We start from the raw sequence: 16822 nt of genomic DNA on the forward strand, positions 1-16822 counted from the left end.
CCGCCGACAACCCGCCCTCCGCCACTGCCAGAGTAATTCTACCTAAGACGGCATGAGAGTTTTCGCAAAAATTCTAAGAAAATCTCATTCAGGCGTCACATTTTCTCGAACGCCGTCGTCTTCCCCCTATTGAAAGAGAATTCTCTCTCAATTCAATATGACAGGACTAACAGAGGATCCCTCCATGGCAAACGACACACCCGTCAATAGCCAGATAACCGATGCCGTAACCCAGTCAAACCTCATGGTTGTCGGCAGTTCCGCCGCGCAGTCCATGGGAACCGCGTATCAGATGATGGCACAAGCCGTCGGTGTCTCCATGCAGAATGCTGTGTCAAACCAGCATAGTATGAACACTATCGATAACGCTATCGTCAGCCAGGGCATTGCCATGCTTTACAGTATGGAAACGTCCTCAGATTCAAAAGCTTCTCAGGAAATCCTGTCAGGGAATGTGAACGCAGAAATAGTCTCCGCGCTTAAGGCTATCATTGTTGAACTAAAAAGAGCGCAGTCAGAACAGAAGACACCACCACAGCAAACCACATAGCAGGAAAACAGTCCTGATATTTTAAAAGGAGAATAACCCATGCCAGGGGATACACCAGTCAACGCCCAGATCACCGATTCCGTCACACAGGCCAATGTTAGCATTCTGGGGGACGCGCCAGCGATCGCCATGGCCAATGCCTACCAGGTATTTGCCCAGGTTGTCGGTGCGAGCATGCAGAATGCGGTCTCTAACCAGCAGGGCGCGAATTCCGTCGACCTTGCTGTAACCACGCAGGGAACGAATGTCCTCTATGCGATGGCGACCTCCGCCGATGCCAAGGCCACCTCCGAGATTTTGGGCGGCAATCCCGTGGCCGAGGCGCTGACATCGCTGCAAGCCGCATCAAGTGCATTCTAGATCCGAATTCATCCCATCTAAAATATAAAGGAGTTACATAATGGCGGACAATACTTGGATGAACAGCCAGATTACCGATGCTGTCACACAGACAAATGTCAAGGTGCTGGGCGATGCCCCAGCGGAATCCATGGGCATGCTATACCAGATGATGGCACAGTCTACTGGTATGTCGATGCAGAATATGGTTGCCAACCAGCAGCATAAGAACTCGATAGACTCGGCCGTCGTCACCGGCGCGGTCAGCCTTCTCTACACCCTCGATACTGCTGCGGAAGGCAAGGCCACCCAGGAAGTTCTGAGCGGAAATCCGGTCGCGGAAACCATGGCGTCACTTAAAGGCGTACTAGCGAGTTTCCGCGAGCCCCACGGAAACAGCCCCAAGTTCAACACCTAACCGCTGTCGTCTCATAAGTGAGATACAGCTGCCGTTTTATCGAATATTGCGTGACATCGGAATGTCTTTCGCGTGATGCCCACGCAATATTCGAACCTCAGGCATTCATGTAACAGGAAAAGCCCATGACAGCCCAGAAAAGCACAGAAAATGTAAGGTCGGTAAACAGCCAGATTACCGATGCCATTACCCAGACGAGTGTGATGAACCTCGGTCTCGCGCCGGCGCAATCGCTTGGAACCCTCTACCAGACATCGTCCCATGCTACCGGCCAGTCGATGCAGAATGCCGTTGCAAACCAGCAGAATATGTACAGCCTCGGGCTGGCCTCATTGGTCCAGAACCTGCAATCGATCCTGTCGCAAACCTCGGCGGCCGCGGCGCGGTCATCGGCGAGCGCGCAGCAACGGTCCGCACCGGCGACGAACTACCACCCGCACACCTCCTATCATCCGGCGGCGGCGGCCCCGGCACCGCATCCCGCCGCGGCGACACCGCCCAAGAAGTAACCGTTAACCGTCACCGGCAAGACCCGATTACCAAGATATGAAACAGGAGAGGCGCAATGGCTTCAGAATCTTATGTAAACAGCCAAATCACAGGGGCAATCGCGCAGACGAACCTGAGTGTGCTTGGCGATGCCCCCGCCGAAGCCATGGGCATCTTATACCAGCAGATGGCCCATACCGTCGGCCTGGCACTGCAAAATGTCATTGCCCAACAGCAGCACAGCTACTCCATCCATAACGCCATCACGATTGCGGCTTCAAAACAATTGCTGACCACGGATCCGGCAGCAGCGGCCAAGGCCTCACAGGATCTGATCACGGGCAGCGCCATCCCTGAAAATCTCGCCGCCCTTCAGGCCGTGGTCAATGAAATCGGCAAGCAATGAGCGCATTTAATCAAGGACGTTCGGTCACATGGAACGCAAAACTCACACACAGGCGGAGGTCATGACGATACTCCGGGAACTGGCTGATGGCCTCTCGGTGGAAGAGGCAACGAAAAAACACCGTATATCCCGGGCGACCCTCTATCGCTGGCGCAAGCGCGCGCAGGCGACTGGCATTGAGGAAATAAACCGCCTCCGCCAGGTTGATCAGGAGAATACACGCCTGAAACATCTGCTGGCCGAGGCCGCACTTGAAGTCCAGGCGCTGAAGGAGCAGCTCAGGCAACTCGGTTGGCCCAAATCCGGCGGGCGGGAATAACCGCCCGATTTCCGATATCGGCATTGATCCCGAAACGGATGCCTGTATAAAGAGGGGTATGTTGCATGACCCTTCAGAAATTCTTTCCTCTACCTTCGGCTACCCGGCATTTCGCGGTGAACAGGCCGATATCATCGATCATGTATTGCACCGGGGCGACGCCCTCGTCCTGATGCCGACGGGCGGCGGAAAATCGCTGTGCTACCAGATCCCGGCGCTGTGCCTGCCGGGAACCGCGGTGATCATTTCTCCGCTTATCGCTCTTATGCAAAACCAGGTCGAGGCCCTGCAGCAACTCGGCATTGCCGCCGGCGCCCTCAATTCCGCCCATAGCCATGACGAGCAGAGCGCCGTGCGCGAGGCGTTGCTGAAGGGAGATTTGAAACTTCTTTATATCGCGCCGGAACGCCTGTTTGCGGGCGGCTTCATTGATATGCTGTCGCGCTGCGATATTTCTCTCTTTGCCATTGACGAGGCCCATTGCGTTTCACAGTGGGGGCATGATTTCCGCCCGGAATATCTCCGCCTTGGTGTCTTGCATGAAAAGTTCCCGGATGTGCCCCGCCTCGCCCTCACTGCTACCGCCGATGCGCCGACAGAAAAGGATATTGTCGAGCGGCTCGGCCTGACCACGGGCCGGATTTTCCGCGCCGGGTTCGATCGCCCGAATATCTGCTACCGTCTGATCGCCAAAACCGGCGGCGTCGCGCAGCTGCAATCCTTTATCGAGGCGGAGCATGACAGCGACGCCGGTATTGTCTATTGCATGTCGCGCAAGAAAGTTGAGCAGGTGGCCAAAAAGCTCGCCGCCACGGGGCGCATTGCCCTGCCCTACCATGCCGGTCTCGATGCCGACACCCGGCGCCAGACCCAGTCACGTTTCCTGAAGGAAGATGCCGTCATCATTGTCGCGACCATTGCTTTTGGTATGGGTATCGACAAACCGGATGTGCGTTTCGTCGCCCATCTTGATTTGCCAAAGAATATGGAGGCCTATTATCAGGAAACCGGACGTGCCGGACGCGACGGCCTGCCCGCCGACGCGTGGCTTGCCTATGGATTGCAGGATGTGGCGAAACTGAAAGCCCTGATGCAGAACCCCGACAAGAACGAGCAACAACAGAAACTCGATCACAGCAAGCTCGAAGCATTGCTCCGGTTCTGTGAAAGCGCACTTTGCCGCCGTTACATGCTACTGAAATATTTCGGCGAAGACCCGCCCGAAAGCTGCGGCAACTGCGATAACTGCCTGACCCCGCCGGACCAGTTTGATGCAACCGAGGCCGCGCGCATGGCGCTCTCCTGCATCTATCGTAGCGGCGAGATGTTCGGCGCTGGCCACGTCATTGATATCCTGCTTGGCTCCGAGAACGAGAAAATCGACAAGTTCGGCCATGGCAGTCTCAATACCTACGGCATGGGCACGGCCTACAGCCGGCCGGACTGGCAATCGATCCTGCGCCAGTTGCTGGCACTTGGGCTGATTAACGTCGACAGTGAAGGCTATGGCGGCCTGTCTCTAGATGAATCATGCCGCGCGCTGCTGAAAGGTGAGACATTGCTCAAGCTGAAACGGGCGCCGATAAACAGCCGCAAGGAAAAATCCCCGGCCCGTTCCCCTGTCGCCTTTGCCTCGAAAGAAGAGGGCGCCCTGTTCACACTGCTCAAATCCGTGCGGCTCGCGCTCGCCAAGGAGCAGAATGTCCCGCCCTACGTCATTTTTCATGACCGCACATTGGTCGAGATGGCGCAGCTAAAGCCCCAGACGCTCAGTGCCTTCGGCGAGTTGCAGGGGGTCGGCGCCGCCAAGAAAGAAAAATATGGCCCGCAGTTTCTCAAAATCATTGATGAGCAGGTAATCTGACTTTTCTACCATTAGCTCCTCTTGATTAAATCGGCACTGCGAGGCATAGATAAGCATGCTCTTAACCAATCCAAACAAAGAAGAATGTCATGACTGGCCCTCTTGACGGCATCACCGTCGTCTCTCTCGAACAGGCGGTTGCCGCCCCCTACCTTTCCTGCCGCCTTGCCGACGCCGGGGCGCGGGTCATCAAGATCGAACGCCCTGAAGGCGACTTCGCCCGGAACTACGATACGGTTGTCAACGGCCAGAGCACTTATTTCGTCTGGCTGAACAGAGGCAAGGAATCGCTCCAGCTTAATATCAAGGATGCGGACGATCTCGCATTTCTCAAAAAACTGATCAGCAAGGCCGACGTCTTTATCCAGAATCTTGCGCCCGGTACGACCGACCGTTATGGCCTCAATGAGGAAACTTTACGCGCCGACAACCCGCGCCTGATCACCGTTGATATATCCGGTTATGGCGAAACCGGGCCTTATGCGAAAATGAAGGCCTACGATATGCTGGTGCAGTCGGAAACGGGTCTCGCTGCGATCACCGGATCGCCCTCGGAACCCGGCCGGGTCGGCGTCTCGGTCTGCGATATCGCTGCCGGGATGCATGGCCTTATCGGCGTTCTTGAGGCGCTGTATGAGCGCGAACGCACGGGACGCGGCCGCGCTGTCAAATCGACGCTGTTCGCGGGGATGGCGGACTGGATGACGGTCCCACTCCTGCATCAGGAATATGGCGGCAAGGCGCCGGGCCGCGGCGGTCTCAGTCATCCCTCAATCGCGCCGTACGAAGCCTACGAGACCAAGGACGGCGACCCCGTCGTGATCTCGATCCAGAACCAGACAGAATGGCGAAACCTCTGCCGCTTCGGTCTTGAGCAGCCGGATCTCGCCGATGATCCGCGGTTCCAGACCAACGAGCTGCGGGTCGCCAATCGCCCCGCGCTCAATCAGGAAATCAACAAGGTCTTCGGCACCCTGTCGCGGGCCGAACTGACGGCGCGGCTGCTCGAAGGGCGGATCGCTTTTGGCGCGCTCAACAGCGTCGCCGACCTGTCAAGCCATCCGCAACTGGCCCGCGTCACGGTGGACAGCCCCGGCGGGCCGGTGACGATGATTGCCTCTCCCGTCCAGCTGACCGGCGATAAGGAAAGCTATAACTCCATCCCGGCGCTCGGGGAGCATAACCAAAAAATTCGCGACGAGTTTTCAGGATAGGCACATGACCGCGCGCAACGAGGCTCTCGAGCTAAAATATGGCGCGCGCTATAAATGGTTCGCTGTGCTCGCCGTCATTATCGGACTGCTCGCCAGTATCTTCTCCTCGACCATGATCAATGTCGCGCTCACCAATATCATGGCGGCCTACGATATCACCCAGGCGTCTGCGCAATGGATGTCGACCGCCTACTTTAGTGCCTCCACCGTTTGTATGCTCTCCTCCGCCTGGTTGATGCATAACTACGGCGCCCGGCCAGCTTTTCTGCTGGCGACGGTATTATTTTTCAGTGGCAGCATGCTCGGTCAGTTTGCCCCGGATTTCAACCTGCTGATTTTTGCCCGTGTCCTTCAGGGCTCTGGCGCCGGGATTTTGCAGCCGCTCACCATGGCGCTTGTCTTTCGGCTATTTCCTGCGAACCTGCGCGGGACCGCGCTCGGTACCTTCAGCATGGTGATCGTGCTTGGGCCCGCCATCGGGCCGACCATTGGCGGCATCATCACCGACACTCTTGACTGGCATTTTACCTTTACGGCGGCGCTGCCATTGTCCTTCCTTGGCGGGGTGCTTGGATGGAAGTTCCTGCCCGATACCAAGGACGCGGAAATATCGAGCCGGTTCAATTATATCAGTTTTCTCTTGATCGCCATGACGGTCGCGAGTTTTCTCATCGGGCTTTCAGATAGCCAGTTCCATGGCTTTAGCGATATCAAGGTCATCACGTTACTTTGTACCGCCGCCATTGGGTTGACCCTGTTTATAGTGCGCGAGATCAAAAGCAGCGCCCCCCTGCTCCGCCTTAACATGTTCCGCAATCTGTATTTCACCTCCACGGTGCTGATTGCCGCCATTACCAGTGCCGGCATGTTTTCGAGCATCTACATGCTCCCGCTGTTTGCGCGGACGGTGCAGCTTACCACTGCCACGGATGCGGGGTTGATGCTGTTGCCGGGCGGGCTGACGCTGGCGCTTATCTCGCCGATCTCCGGGCGGATGGTGGACAGGATGCCGGCGCATCGGTTGCTACTCGCCGGGATCCTCCTGTTCATCGTCGCGTCCTATGCCATCAGCTACGCCGATCAATATAGCAGCTTCTGGTTTATTGCGGGATGGCTGATGGTCAGCCGCGGCGCGCTCGGCCTCATTCTACCGTCAAATAACACCCTGTCGCTTTCCAGCATGCGGCCCGAGCAGGTGCCGCAGGCCTCCGGTGCGCTCAATTTCTGCCGGATGCTGGGCGGCACCACCGGGGTCAATGTCATTGCCGTTCTGATCACTGCCCATACCGCCCATTATCGTCAGGTGATCATGGAGGAAACCCACAGGTCCGTGCTCACCAGCGAAGAGACTGTGCAGGCCCTTGTCCAGACTTTCCAGGATTGCTTCCTAATCGCCTGCCTGTTCTTCGCGCTCGCCCTGATCCCAGTTTCCTATATTATTTACCATACGCACACAAAAAAACCCCATCAATAAGACGGGGCTTTCCTGACCGAGAGCGGAAATTTCTAGAGGTCCTTGAACCCCTTACCTTCCTTCGCCAGTTTTTCAAGCAGCGGCGCCGGGGTCCAATTATCCCCGTGTTCCGCCTTGAACTTCAGCATATCGTCATAGATATTCTTGAGCCCGATATGATCCGCATAGCGCATCGGGCCACCGCGATAGACGGGCCAGCCATAGCCGTAAACCCAGATGACATCAATGTCGCTGGCGCGGGTGGCGATGCCTTCCTCAAGGATCTTAGCCGCCTCGTTAATCATCGGGTAAATACAACGCTTGAGGATTTCCTCATCGGAAACCTGACGGCGATTGATCCCGGCATCGCGGGCGGCCTTAACGATAATATCCTCGACAATCGGGTCCGGCTCGGGTGTGCGGCTACCCTTGGCATAATGGTAATAGCCATCGCCGGTCTTCTGGCCAAAGCGGCCAAGCTCGCAGATGGCATCGGCGACCGGGCTGGTGACGCCTTTTCCCTGCCGAATGCGCCAGCCGACATCATTGCCAGCAAGATCGGACATGGCAAAGGGGCCCATGGGGAAGCCGAAATCATAAAGCACGCGATCAACATCCTCAACCTTCGCGCCCTCCAGAATGAGCTGACCCGCCTGCTCGCCGCGCTTGGCCAGCATCCGGTTGCCAACGAAACCCTCGCAAACCCCGACCATTGCCGGGACCTTGCCGATTTTCTTGGCAAGCGCCATACAGGTCGCCATGACGGTAGCGCTGGTCTTGTCTGTTCTTACCTCTTCCAGCAGCTTCATAACATTGGCCGGGCTGAAGAAATGCAGGCCGATAACATATTCGGGCCGAGAGGTCGCCGCGCCGATCTCGTTGATATCGAGGGTTGAGGTGTTCGTTGCCAGAATAGATCCTGGTTTGCAGATCTTGTCGAGCTTGCCGAAAATCTCCTTCTTGACCTCCATATTCTCAAAAATCGCCTCGATAACGATATCGACATCCTTCAGGTCTTCAAGCTCGGTGCTCCCACTCAAAAGCGACATGTTTTTATCCATCGCCTCCTGGCTAAGCCGACCCTTGGAAACCGTGGCCGCATAGTTCTTCTTGATAATGCCGATGCCTTTATCAAGCGCTTCCTGACTGGTTTCAACAATGGTGACTGGAATGCCGGCCTGCAGGAAGTTCATGGCGATGCCACCCCCCATAGTGCCCGCGCCAACAATTCCGGCTGATTTGATATCGATCAGCGGGGTGTCTTTCGGCACATCCGGTATTTTATTGGCGAGCCGTTCGGAGAAGAAGAAATACTGCTGTGCCTTGGCCTGTTCCCCGACCATGAGTTCCATAAATAATTCCCGTTCGCGCTTGATCCCCTCGGCAAAGGGAAGTTCGACCGATGCCTGAACCGCCTTTATGCAGTTTTCCGGAGCTTCAAAATTGCGGGCCTTGCGGGCAATAGATTTGCGGAAATCATCAAACAACGACGGGTTCTTCCGCGCCTCTTCCAATTTGCCGTTCTGCTCGCTGATCTTGACCAGCGGACGGCCTTCCTCGACAATCTGCTTGGCGAAGGCAATTGCGCCCTCAGTCAGGTCCGTCTCGATGATCTTGTCTACGAGGCCCACACTCAGTGCCTTTTTCGCGCCGATCGGGTTTCCCGACGTGATCATTTCAAGCGCCATCGGCACCCCGACGACCCGCGGTAGCCGCTGGGTTCCACCGGCACCCGGCAAAATGCCGAGCTTGACTTCGGGAAGGCCGAGCCTGGCGCCCGGATTGGCCACACGGTAATGACAGCCGAGAGCGGTTTCAAGACCGCCGCCGAGCGCGGTGCCATGAATGGCGGCAACTACCGGTTTGCTGGAGGCCTCGATGATCGGGATGACATCCTGCAACGCGGGATCCAGCGGCGGCTTACCGAACTCGGTGATATCCGCCCCAGCTATGAAGGTCCGTCCGGCGCAGGCGAGAACCACTGCCGTCACGGAATCGTCGGCGACGGCCGCCGCAATCCCGCCCTTGATCCCGGCGCGCACAGCCTGGCTCAAGGCATTAACCGGGGGATTATTGATGGTCACGATACCGACAGTCCCCTGTGTCTCGTAACTGACAAAATCATTAATAGCAGCCATATTTTTTAGTCCTTCCGTTCCGGTTATTATCTGCCTGACTGTTTAGTTTCTTGTCGGGTCTTCGGCAACCCGTACGAGGAGTTTGCCAAAATTTTTGCCTTTCAGCAGGCCCATGAAGGCCTCCGGGGCGTTTTCAATCCCTTCGACGATATCCTCGCGGTATTTAAGCTCGCCACTGGTGATCCAACCACCGACATCCTTCAGGAACTGCGGCAGAAGATCAAAATGAAAGGAGATGATAAAGCCTTGAATTAAAATGCGTTTCGTCAGCATGTCGCGCATCAGGGCGGGCAGCATGTTGGTGCCGGTCGGTAATTCCGTCGCGTTATACTGCGAAATCAGGCCGCAGAGCGGTACGCGGGCATCATCGTTGAACAATGGCAGCACCGCCTCGAACACATCACCGCCAACGTTCTCGAAATAGACATCGATGCCATCCGGACAGGCCGCGGCGAGTTCTTCCTTGAAATCCGGGGCCTTGTAGTTGAGGCAGGCATCGAAGCCAAGTTCGTCCACGACAAAGGCGCATTTCTCAGCCGAGCCGGCGATCCCGACCGCACGGCAGCCCTTGATCTTGGCAATCTGTCCGACAACGCTGCCAACCGCGCCAGAGGCAGCGGCAACGACCACCGTTTCTCCCGCTTTCGGTTGCCCAATCTTCAGCAACCCGTAATAGGCGGTCAGGCCCGGCATACCGAGGACACCGACGCCGGTTGAGATCGGTGCATTGTCCGGATCGATTTTAAGGACCCCTGTGCCATCGGACAGGCAGTAGCTTTGCCAGCCGGTCGCGCAGACCACATAGTCGCCCACGGCGAAATTATTATTATTTGATTGTTCGACCACCCCGACACCGCCGCCGAGCATGGGTTTGTCGATTTCGGCGCTGGCGGAATAGCTTTTGGCCGCGCTCATCCGCCCGCGCATATAGGGATCGAGGGACATATAGATGACCTTGACCAAAATCTGACCATCCCCCGGCGTCGGGATCGGGGTTTCGACGACGCCAAAATTATCCTCCGTCGGTTCCCCCTCGGGGCGGGATTTAAGAACGATCTGTTTATTCATTTTCGACATAAGGAAAACCTCTCAAGCATTTGCTTTGATTAAAACTAAAACATCTCTATTACCATTCCGTGCAAATAGGCAGTCGGCGATATCGGCACGGTTGGCAAGGACTGCTCCCTGATTGATATACTGTTTGTCGGTTATCTCGTTTTTCTCTGCCGACAGCGGTTCGGCCAGGATCAGCGCCGCCGCGATATACCGGCTTGGGGCCGGGTTTTCCTGATTATAGCGCACAAGTTTCTGATGAACAGCTTTCATGAGGTCAGAAGCGACAATGATCTTGCCGTCCTCAGACACCGCCGCTGAGTCCGACATCAGATTATTCAGCGTCGTTTCCGATAACACGATGAGAATACCAAGCTCGTCGCGATCATGACCGGCGATCACCACGTCCCGGGCAATCGGGTCAAGCGCATCAATCAAGGCCAGGCGTAACGAGCCCGTATTCACCCATGTCCCATTGGCAAGTTTGAAGTCCTCGGCGACCCGGCCGTCAAAAATCATGCCGGCTTCCCGCCGCGACGGGTCTTCCCATTTCACCGCATCGCCGATGCAGTAATATCCTTCGTCGTCAAAATGCGTAGCGGTCAGATCCGGACGTTTGTAATATCCTGTGTGAACATTCGGGCCCTTCATCCGGATTTCCAGCTTGTCACCAACGGGGATCACCTTGATCTCAATGCCGGGGGTCGGGACGCCGATCATGCCCACCTTTTCCGTTTCCCAGTAGACCGCCGCACCGGTACCGGTCGTCTCCGTCGCACCCCAGCCGGTGCCAAAGGGAATGCGAAGGCCAGTGTATTTGATCGCAAGAACCTGCATCCGCTCAAATATCTCTTGGGACATTGCCGCGCCGCCATACTGGCAGATCGACAGGTTTTTGAAAAAGGCGACGGCGAGTTCTTCATCCTGTTCAAGCTCGTCGGCGAGAAAGCTGTAGGCGGCAGGCACACTACTGAAGCGTGTTGGCGATACCCGCTTTAAATTCGCCAGTGTCCGGTGAAATAACCCGGGCGCCGGTTTGCCGTCATCCATATAGAGCGTTCCCGCGCCCCGGACGATGCCAAAGAAATTGACATTGCCGCCATAGGTATGGTGCCAGGGAAGCCAGTCAAGCACGCGGACGGGGTCCGTTTCCACGTTCCGTTCCTCTGATATCAACTCCAACGTCTTTTGCGCCGCACAGAGCATCCTCTGGGTATTGGGAACAGCTTTGGGCAATCCGGTCGACCCTGATGTAAACAAAATCTTGGCAAGCGTATCGCTGGTCACTGCTGCAAAGGCAGCCTCGACCAACGGCGCATCCACAGACTCAAGCAAAGCATCAAACCGCTGGCCGCCGTGCGATTCGCCCGTTACGGTCACGATTTCTACTGATTTTCCGGCCGCAAGCGCAAGGGCATCTGAATATATATCACCATTTTCAGCAAAGATCAGGGCGGGTTCAGTCAGGTCAAGGGCATACTTGAGACGGGAAAAATCTGACCCCGACAGGGAATAGGATGGCGAGACCGGTATCACCGGCACCCCGACCTGGATTGCCCCCATGGTCAGAAGGGCATGGGCGAAGCTGTTACCGGAGAGAATCATGACCGGTTTATCCGGCCCGTATCCCCGCCGCAGCAAAAAACTGCTGATCTGATCCACCTGTATCCGGGCGTTCCGGTAGGTCAGTTCCGGCCAGATTTCGTCAGGGCCGCATTTCACCAAAAACGCCCTTTCCGGGTATGCACTCGCGGCCCGCCGCCAGTAGGCGCCGATATTTGTTTCAATATTTCCAAGCTCTATTCGGCTTTTGATGCGACTGGTTCCGTCGTCATTCTGTTGAACGGTTATCTCCGGTTTGGGCCGGATTAACTGTCTGAAAGGTATTCCTGAGGACATGCAGGCAACAAACTCCCATGATTTTTTTATTCTATTTTTATCGGCCGACTGGTAGTGTGCCGGGATATTGCCAAATTGTCGCTACAATTGCCAGAGAAGCCACAAAAAAGAATAAAAAAGGGACAATGCGTATGACAGAAACGACTCACGTCGTCGTGGCAACGGATCGTGCCAGCAAAGGGAAAGAGGAAAAGCGTCAGCGATTGCTCGATGCCGCGCGCCATCTATTTGTCACAAAGGGATATCACGAAACACGGCCGCAAGACATTGCCCGGGCGGCGGATGTTGCCCATGGCACCTTTTATAGCCATTTTACCGATAAACGAGAGATTTTTCTGGCGTTCGCCAGCAGCGCGCAGGAGGATCTTTACTCCTTCGTGGATTCACGGACGCCGCAAGTCGACACATTCGAGGAATATATCCGCTACAGATTGACCGCCATTCAGGAATTTGCCGAGCAGAATCCGGGCCTTCTCCGATCCGCTCTTGTTGATACCAAGCTGTTTGACCCCACAGATTCCACCTCAAGGGAAGTCCGTGACCGGTTCGCAGCGGGTTTCATTGTCCGGTTGAAAGCCGCCTACGGAACGGGAGAACTTTATGACGATATCGATCCGGAACTGATCGGCCATGCCATGCTTGGACTGATCCAGTCCTCCGCGCCGTTTGCCTATCGCAAGGGCCAGAGCCGGCAGGAATTCGTCAACCATATGAGCCGCTTTCTGACCCGCGCCCTCGTTAAATCTCCGAAGGGGCTCGACTGATCCGGGACGGTTATCCCCACGGTCCCTTTTTGCGCACGGAATTTCGGGCCTTTGCGGTGTAGGTGGTCGATCCCGACAAGTTAGTGCCATGAGCCGCCAGTTCCGATCTGCGAGTGTGAGGAACGGTCCGCATTGAGTTAATCTCGGCGGCAAGGTCACGAAGCCTCGCGATACGGTTTGCCGTGGCAGGGTGAGTAGAAAACAGGCTGTCCGCCCCCTTGCCATGGAGTGGATTGATAATAAACAGGTTGGCGGAGGCAGGGTTTCTCTCGGCCGGGATATTCTCAACCGCTGCCGCGCCGCGTTCCAGCTTCTGCAAGGCCGACGCCAGCCAGTCAGGATTACCACAAATCTCACCGCCCGTATGATCGGCCGAATATTCCCGTGTCCGGCTGATCGCCATCTGCACCAGCATCGCGCCGAGCGGCGCCAGGATCATGATCGCCAGCGTGCCGATAAAGCCCCCATTATTATTGCGATTTCCACCAAAGAAAAACGCAAAATTGGCCAGCATGCTGATCGCCCCGGCAATCGTCGCAGTGACGGTCATGGTTAGGGTATCGCGGTTGCGGATATGGGCGAGCTCATGGGCAAGAACGCCCGCCAGTTCCTCAGTGCTCAGCAGTTTCAGAATGCCGGTGGTGACGGCAACGGCGGCATTCTCCGGGTTGCGCCCGGTGGCAAAAGCGTTTGGCTGCGGATTTTCCATGATATAGGCCTTGGGCATGGGCAAATTCGCGCGGCCCGCAAGGTCAGCAACCAGGGCGACGAGGTCAGGAGCCTCCCGTGCTGTCACTGCCTTTGCGCCATACATGCGCAATACCATTTTGTCGGCATTCCAGTAGGCAAAGCCGTTCATGCCGACGGCGATCACCAAGGCGATAATCATCCCCGTCGTCCCGCCGATCAGGAAGCCGACCCCGATAAACAGGGCCGTTATTGCAGCAATTAACAAGCCTGTCTTGACGTAATTCATTCCACCGGCCCTTTTAAGGTCTTACAGCATAGTTGCTCATCCCATATGTGGGCAAAGCGGGGAAGATCAAGCACCATCGCATGTTTTCGCGGTGTGCCCCTGTCCCCCGAATCAGGCGGCGGCGCCGAGCATCGCCCGGATAGCGGCGATGGCTTCCTTGCCCTTGCCCGCATCGGGACCCCCGGCCTGCGCCATATCCGGCCGGCCGCCGCCGCCGGAGCCGCCCAGTGCCGCGGACCCCGCCCGCACCAGATCGACCGCACTGAAACGGGTGGAAAGATCCTTGCTGACGCTGACCACGATCGAGGCCTTGCCGTCATTATCGGCAATCAGGACAATGACGCCGCTGTCGAGCTGCTTCTTGATTTCATCGGCCATCGGCTTCAAGTCGCGCGGCGGCACATCGCCGAGCAGACGGGCGACAAGGGCAATATCGCCGACCTTATCGATCTTGTCCGCTTTCGCGGTGCCCGCCGTCGCCAGTTTCTTGCGGGTATCGGAAAGCTCCCGTTCCAGCTTTTTGCGCTCGTCCAGCAGATGATGGATGCGCGGGCCCAGCTCATGCGGGGAAATTTTCAGGCTCACCGCGGCGTCGGCCAGCAGCCGCTCACGCTCGTTGACGAAATCAAGCGCGGCCTCTCCGGCGACCGCCTCTATCCGGCGAATCCCGGCGGCAAGCCCGCCTTCACTGACGATCTTCAAAAAGCCGATATCTCCCGTGCGGTCGACATGGATGCCGCCGCAAAGCTCAGTCGAGAAATCCCGGCCCGGTCCTTTATGTTCATCGGCGCCGCCCATGGAAACGACCCGGACCTCCTCGCCGTATTTCTCGCCGAAAAGTGCCATAGCACCTGCCTTGATAGCCTCTTTCGCCGTGGTTAAATGCACAATGACATCAGCATTAAGGCGGATACGTTTATTAACATCCTTCTCAACGGCACGGATTTCCTCCTCCGTCATCGCCTTCTGATGCGAGAAGTCAAAGCGCAGCCGGTCCTCGGCCACCAGCGAGCCTTTCTGGGTCACGTGATCACCAAGCTTCTGGCGGAGCGCCTCATGCAGCAAATGAGTGGCCGAATGATGGGCCCGCAGACGGTCGCGGCGGGTGCGGTTGACTTGGGTTTCCAGCACATCTCCGGTTTTCAGACTGCCCTCGACCACCCGGCCAATATGGATATACAAATCTTGCTTCTTTTGGGTGTCCATCACTTCCATAGCGAAGCCATCAGGCGTCCTGAGGGTCCCGTGATCGCCTTCCTGTCCGCCGCTCTCCCCATAGAAAGACGTCTGGTTGAGGACGATTTTGATCTCGTCGCCCTTACTCGCGCTGTCCCGCTCCTTACCGTCAAGGACGATGGCCTGCACCTTGCCTTCGGCGAGCAAGGTCTGGTAGCCGAGAAATTCGGTTGCACCGACGCGCTGATGCAGGTCGAACCAGAGTTGGTCCGTCGCGGCCTCACCGGAGCCGGACCAGGCGGCGCGGGCAGCCTTCTTCTGTTTTTGCATTGCGGTGTCAAAGCCCGCCTCATCCAGATCGCGGTTCTGGCCGCGCAGGATGTCCTTGGTCAGGTCAAGCGGGAAGCCGAATGTATCATAGAGCTTGAAGGCGACCTTGCCCGGCAGGGCCTGATCCTCTTCCAGTTTTTCTGTCGCATCCTCAAGCAGCTTGAGCCCCCGATCGAGGGTTTCCTTGAACCGGGTTTCCTCCAGTTTCAGCGTCTCCGTGATCAATGACTGCGCCCGGTGGAGCTCAGGGAAGGCATCGCCCATCTCCTCGACCAGTGTCTGCACCAGCTTCCAGACCATCGGGTCCTTGACACCCATCATATGGACATGACGCATGGCGCGGCGCATAATCCGGCGCAACACGTAGCCCCGCCCCTCGTTCGATGGCAACACGCCATCGGCCACCAGAAAAGCAGACGAGCGTAAATGATCGGCAATCACCCGGTGCGAGACCTTGAACTCGCCGTCAGCATCGACATTGGACACATGGGCCGAGGCCTCAATGATCCGACGCATCAGGTCTATATCATAGTTGTCATGCTTGCCCTGCAGGACAGCGGTCAGCCGTTCCAGTCCCATGCCCGTGTCGATCGACGGGCGCGGCAGGGCCTCGCGGCGGCCATCAGCATGCTGCTCAAACTGCATAAAGACGAGGTTCCAGATTTCAATGAACCGGTCACCGTCCTCATCCGGGCTGCCCGGAGGACCGCCGGGAATATGCTCCCCGTGATCATAGAAGATTTCCGAACAGGGCCCGCAAGGACCAGTCTCGCCCATGGACCAGAAATTATCTGACGTGGCAATGCGGATGATCCTGTCATCCGGTAGGCCCGCGACTTTCTTCCAATGCTCGACCGCCTCGTCATCGTCATGATAAACGGTGACCAGCAACTTATCCTTCGGCAGGCCGAAATCCTTCGTCAGCAGGGTCCATGCATGGTCAATCGCCTCATCCTTGAAATAATCCCCGAAGGAGAAATTACCAAGCATTTCGAAAAAGGTGTGATGGCGCGCTGTGTGACCGACATTTTCAAGGTCGTTATGCTTACCGCCCGCGCGCACACATTTCTGTGTGGTGACCGCGCGGTTATAGGGCCGTTTTTCCTGACCGGTAAAGACATTCTTGAACTGAACCATGCCCGCGTTGGTGAACAGCAACGTCGGATCGTTCCGCGGTACCAGCGGTGAACTCTCGACCTTCTCATGGCCGTTCTCGGTAAAATAATCGAGGAAGGAACTGCGAATTTCTTTTGTTGTACTCATTAAGACAGCTCCGTCACCTGTGCAGCAGATTTCATCATACGATCCGGTTTTAAAAAATCAGGCCCGCTTTTTACCGTGCCCGGGGAACCCTGTCCAGTTGGTTAGCACTGGCAAAGCCCGGTTAAGCCTGTTATGGAATATCAGCGGACACGATCTGTAGAATAAATAATA

General features: G+C 56.6%; 15 protein-coding genes. 10 read left to right on the forward strand and 5 right to left on the reverse strand.

From position 1 onward, the window contains the following. The first annotated feature begins 184 nt into the window (after positions 1–184). The 9 genes from ACESNI_RS06235 to ACESNI_RS06275 all read left to right on the forward strand — a co-directional run bounded on the left by ACESNI_RS06235 (position 185) and on the right by ACESNI_RS06275 (position 7073). Complete coding sequence (locus tag ACESNI_RS06235) at positions 185–550, forward strand: RebB family R body protein (protein ID WP_373085659.1); 366 nt, start codon at positions 185–187, stop codon at positions 548–550. A 39-nt stretch (positions 551–589) separates the two neighbouring features. Next, positions 590–910: a RebB family R body protein gene (locus tag ACESNI_RS06240; protein WP_373085660.1), complete on the forward strand. Its 321-nt coding sequence runs from the start codon at positions 590–592 to the stop codon at positions 908–910. Between the two features lie 40 nt (positions 911–950). Next, complete coding sequence (locus ACESNI_RS06245) at positions 951–1307, forward strand: RebB family R body protein (protein WP_373085661.1); 357 nt, start codon at positions 951–953, stop codon at positions 1305–1307. 125 nt (positions 1308–1432) lie between these two features. After that, positions 1433–1816, forward strand: a complete 384-nt coding sequence (locus ACESNI_RS06250) for a RebB family R body protein (protein ID WP_373085662.1) — start codon at positions 1433–1435, stop codon at positions 1814–1816. Positions 1817–1872: 56 nt separating this feature from the next. After that, positions 1873–2202: a RebB family R body protein gene (locus ACESNI_RS06255; RefSeq protein ID WP_373085663.1), complete on the forward strand. Its 330-nt coding sequence runs from the start codon at positions 1873–1875 to the stop codon at positions 2200–2202. A gap of 28 nt (positions 2203–2230) precedes the next feature. After that, positions 2231–2521, forward strand: a complete 291-nt coding sequence (locus ACESNI_RS06260) for a transposase (RefSeq protein WP_373085664.1) — start codon at positions 2231–2233, stop codon at positions 2519–2521. 58 nt (positions 2522–2579) lie between these two features. Beyond that, positions 2580–4385, forward strand: coding sequence for a DNA helicase RecQ (recQ, locus tag ACESNI_RS06265; RefSeq protein ID WP_373085665.1), 1806 nt, complete (start codon positions 2580–2582; stop codon positions 4383–4385). An 89-nt stretch (positions 4386–4474) separates the two neighbouring features. Next, positions 4475–5599 (forward strand): CaiB/BaiF CoA transferase family protein, encoded by a 1125-nt coding sequence (locus tag ACESNI_RS06270; protein ID WP_373085666.1) that lies wholly within the window; start codon positions 4475–4477, stop codon positions 5597–5599. Between the two features lie 4 nt (positions 5600–5603). Next, positions 5604–7073, forward strand: coding sequence for a DHA2 family efflux MFS transporter permease subunit (locus tag ACESNI_RS06275; protein WP_373085667.1), 1470 nt, complete (start codon positions 5604–5606; stop codon positions 7071–7073). Positions 7074–7105: 32 nt separating this feature from the next. On the opposite strand, the gene ACESNI_RS06280 is transcribed toward ACESNI_RS06275, so the two are convergent. The 3 genes from ACESNI_RS06280 to ACESNI_RS06290 are packed head-to-tail and all read right to left on the reverse strand — an operon-like array spanning position 7106 to position 12142. Continuing rightward, positions 7106–9190, reverse strand: coding sequence for a 3-hydroxyacyl-CoA dehydrogenase NAD-binding domain-containing protein (locus ACESNI_RS06280; RefSeq protein ID WP_373085668.1), 2085 nt, complete (start codon positions 9188–9190; stop codon positions 7106–7108). A gap of 42 nt (positions 9191–9232) precedes the next feature. After that, entirely contained in the window at positions 9233–10267 is a 1035-nt protein-coding gene (locus tag ACESNI_RS06285) for an NADP-dependent oxidoreductase (protein ID WP_373085669.1), read from the reverse strand. A 12-nt stretch (positions 10268–10279) separates the two neighbouring features. Next, positions 10280–12142, reverse strand: a complete 1863-nt coding sequence (locus ACESNI_RS06290) for an AMP-binding protein (RefSeq protein ID WP_373085670.1) — start codon at positions 12140–12142, stop codon at positions 10280–10282. A 131-nt stretch (positions 12143–12273) separates the two neighbouring features. Here ACESNI_RS06290 and ACESNI_RS06295 point away from each other — a divergent pair, with 131 nt between their 5' ends. Beyond that, the gene (locus ACESNI_RS06295; protein WP_373085671.1) at positions 12274–12906 is read left to right on the forward strand and encodes a TetR/AcrR family transcriptional regulator; all 633 of its coding nucleotides are present in this window, start codon (positions 12274–12276) and stop codon (positions 12904–12906) included. Between the two features lie 10 nt (positions 12907–12916). On the opposite strand, the gene htpX is transcribed toward ACESNI_RS06295, so the two are convergent. After that, a complete protein-coding gene (htpX, locus tag ACESNI_RS06300) occupies positions 12917–13882 on the reverse strand; it encodes a zinc metalloprotease HtpX (protein ID WP_373085672.1) in 966 nt (321 codons plus the stop codon). A 111-nt stretch (positions 13883–13993) separates the two neighbouring features. After that, positions 13994–16651, reverse strand: a complete 2658-nt coding sequence (gene alaS, locus ACESNI_RS06305; protein ID WP_373085673.1) for an alanine--tRNA ligase — start codon at positions 16649–16651, stop codon at positions 13994–13996. Positions 16652–16822 lie beyond the last annotated feature (171 nt).

It is taken from the genome of Sneathiella sp. (assembly GCF_041689005.1).
In the GTDB taxonomy this organism is placed as follows: domain Bacteria; phylum Pseudomonadota; class Alphaproteobacteria; order Sneathiellales; family Sneathiellaceae; genus Sneathiella.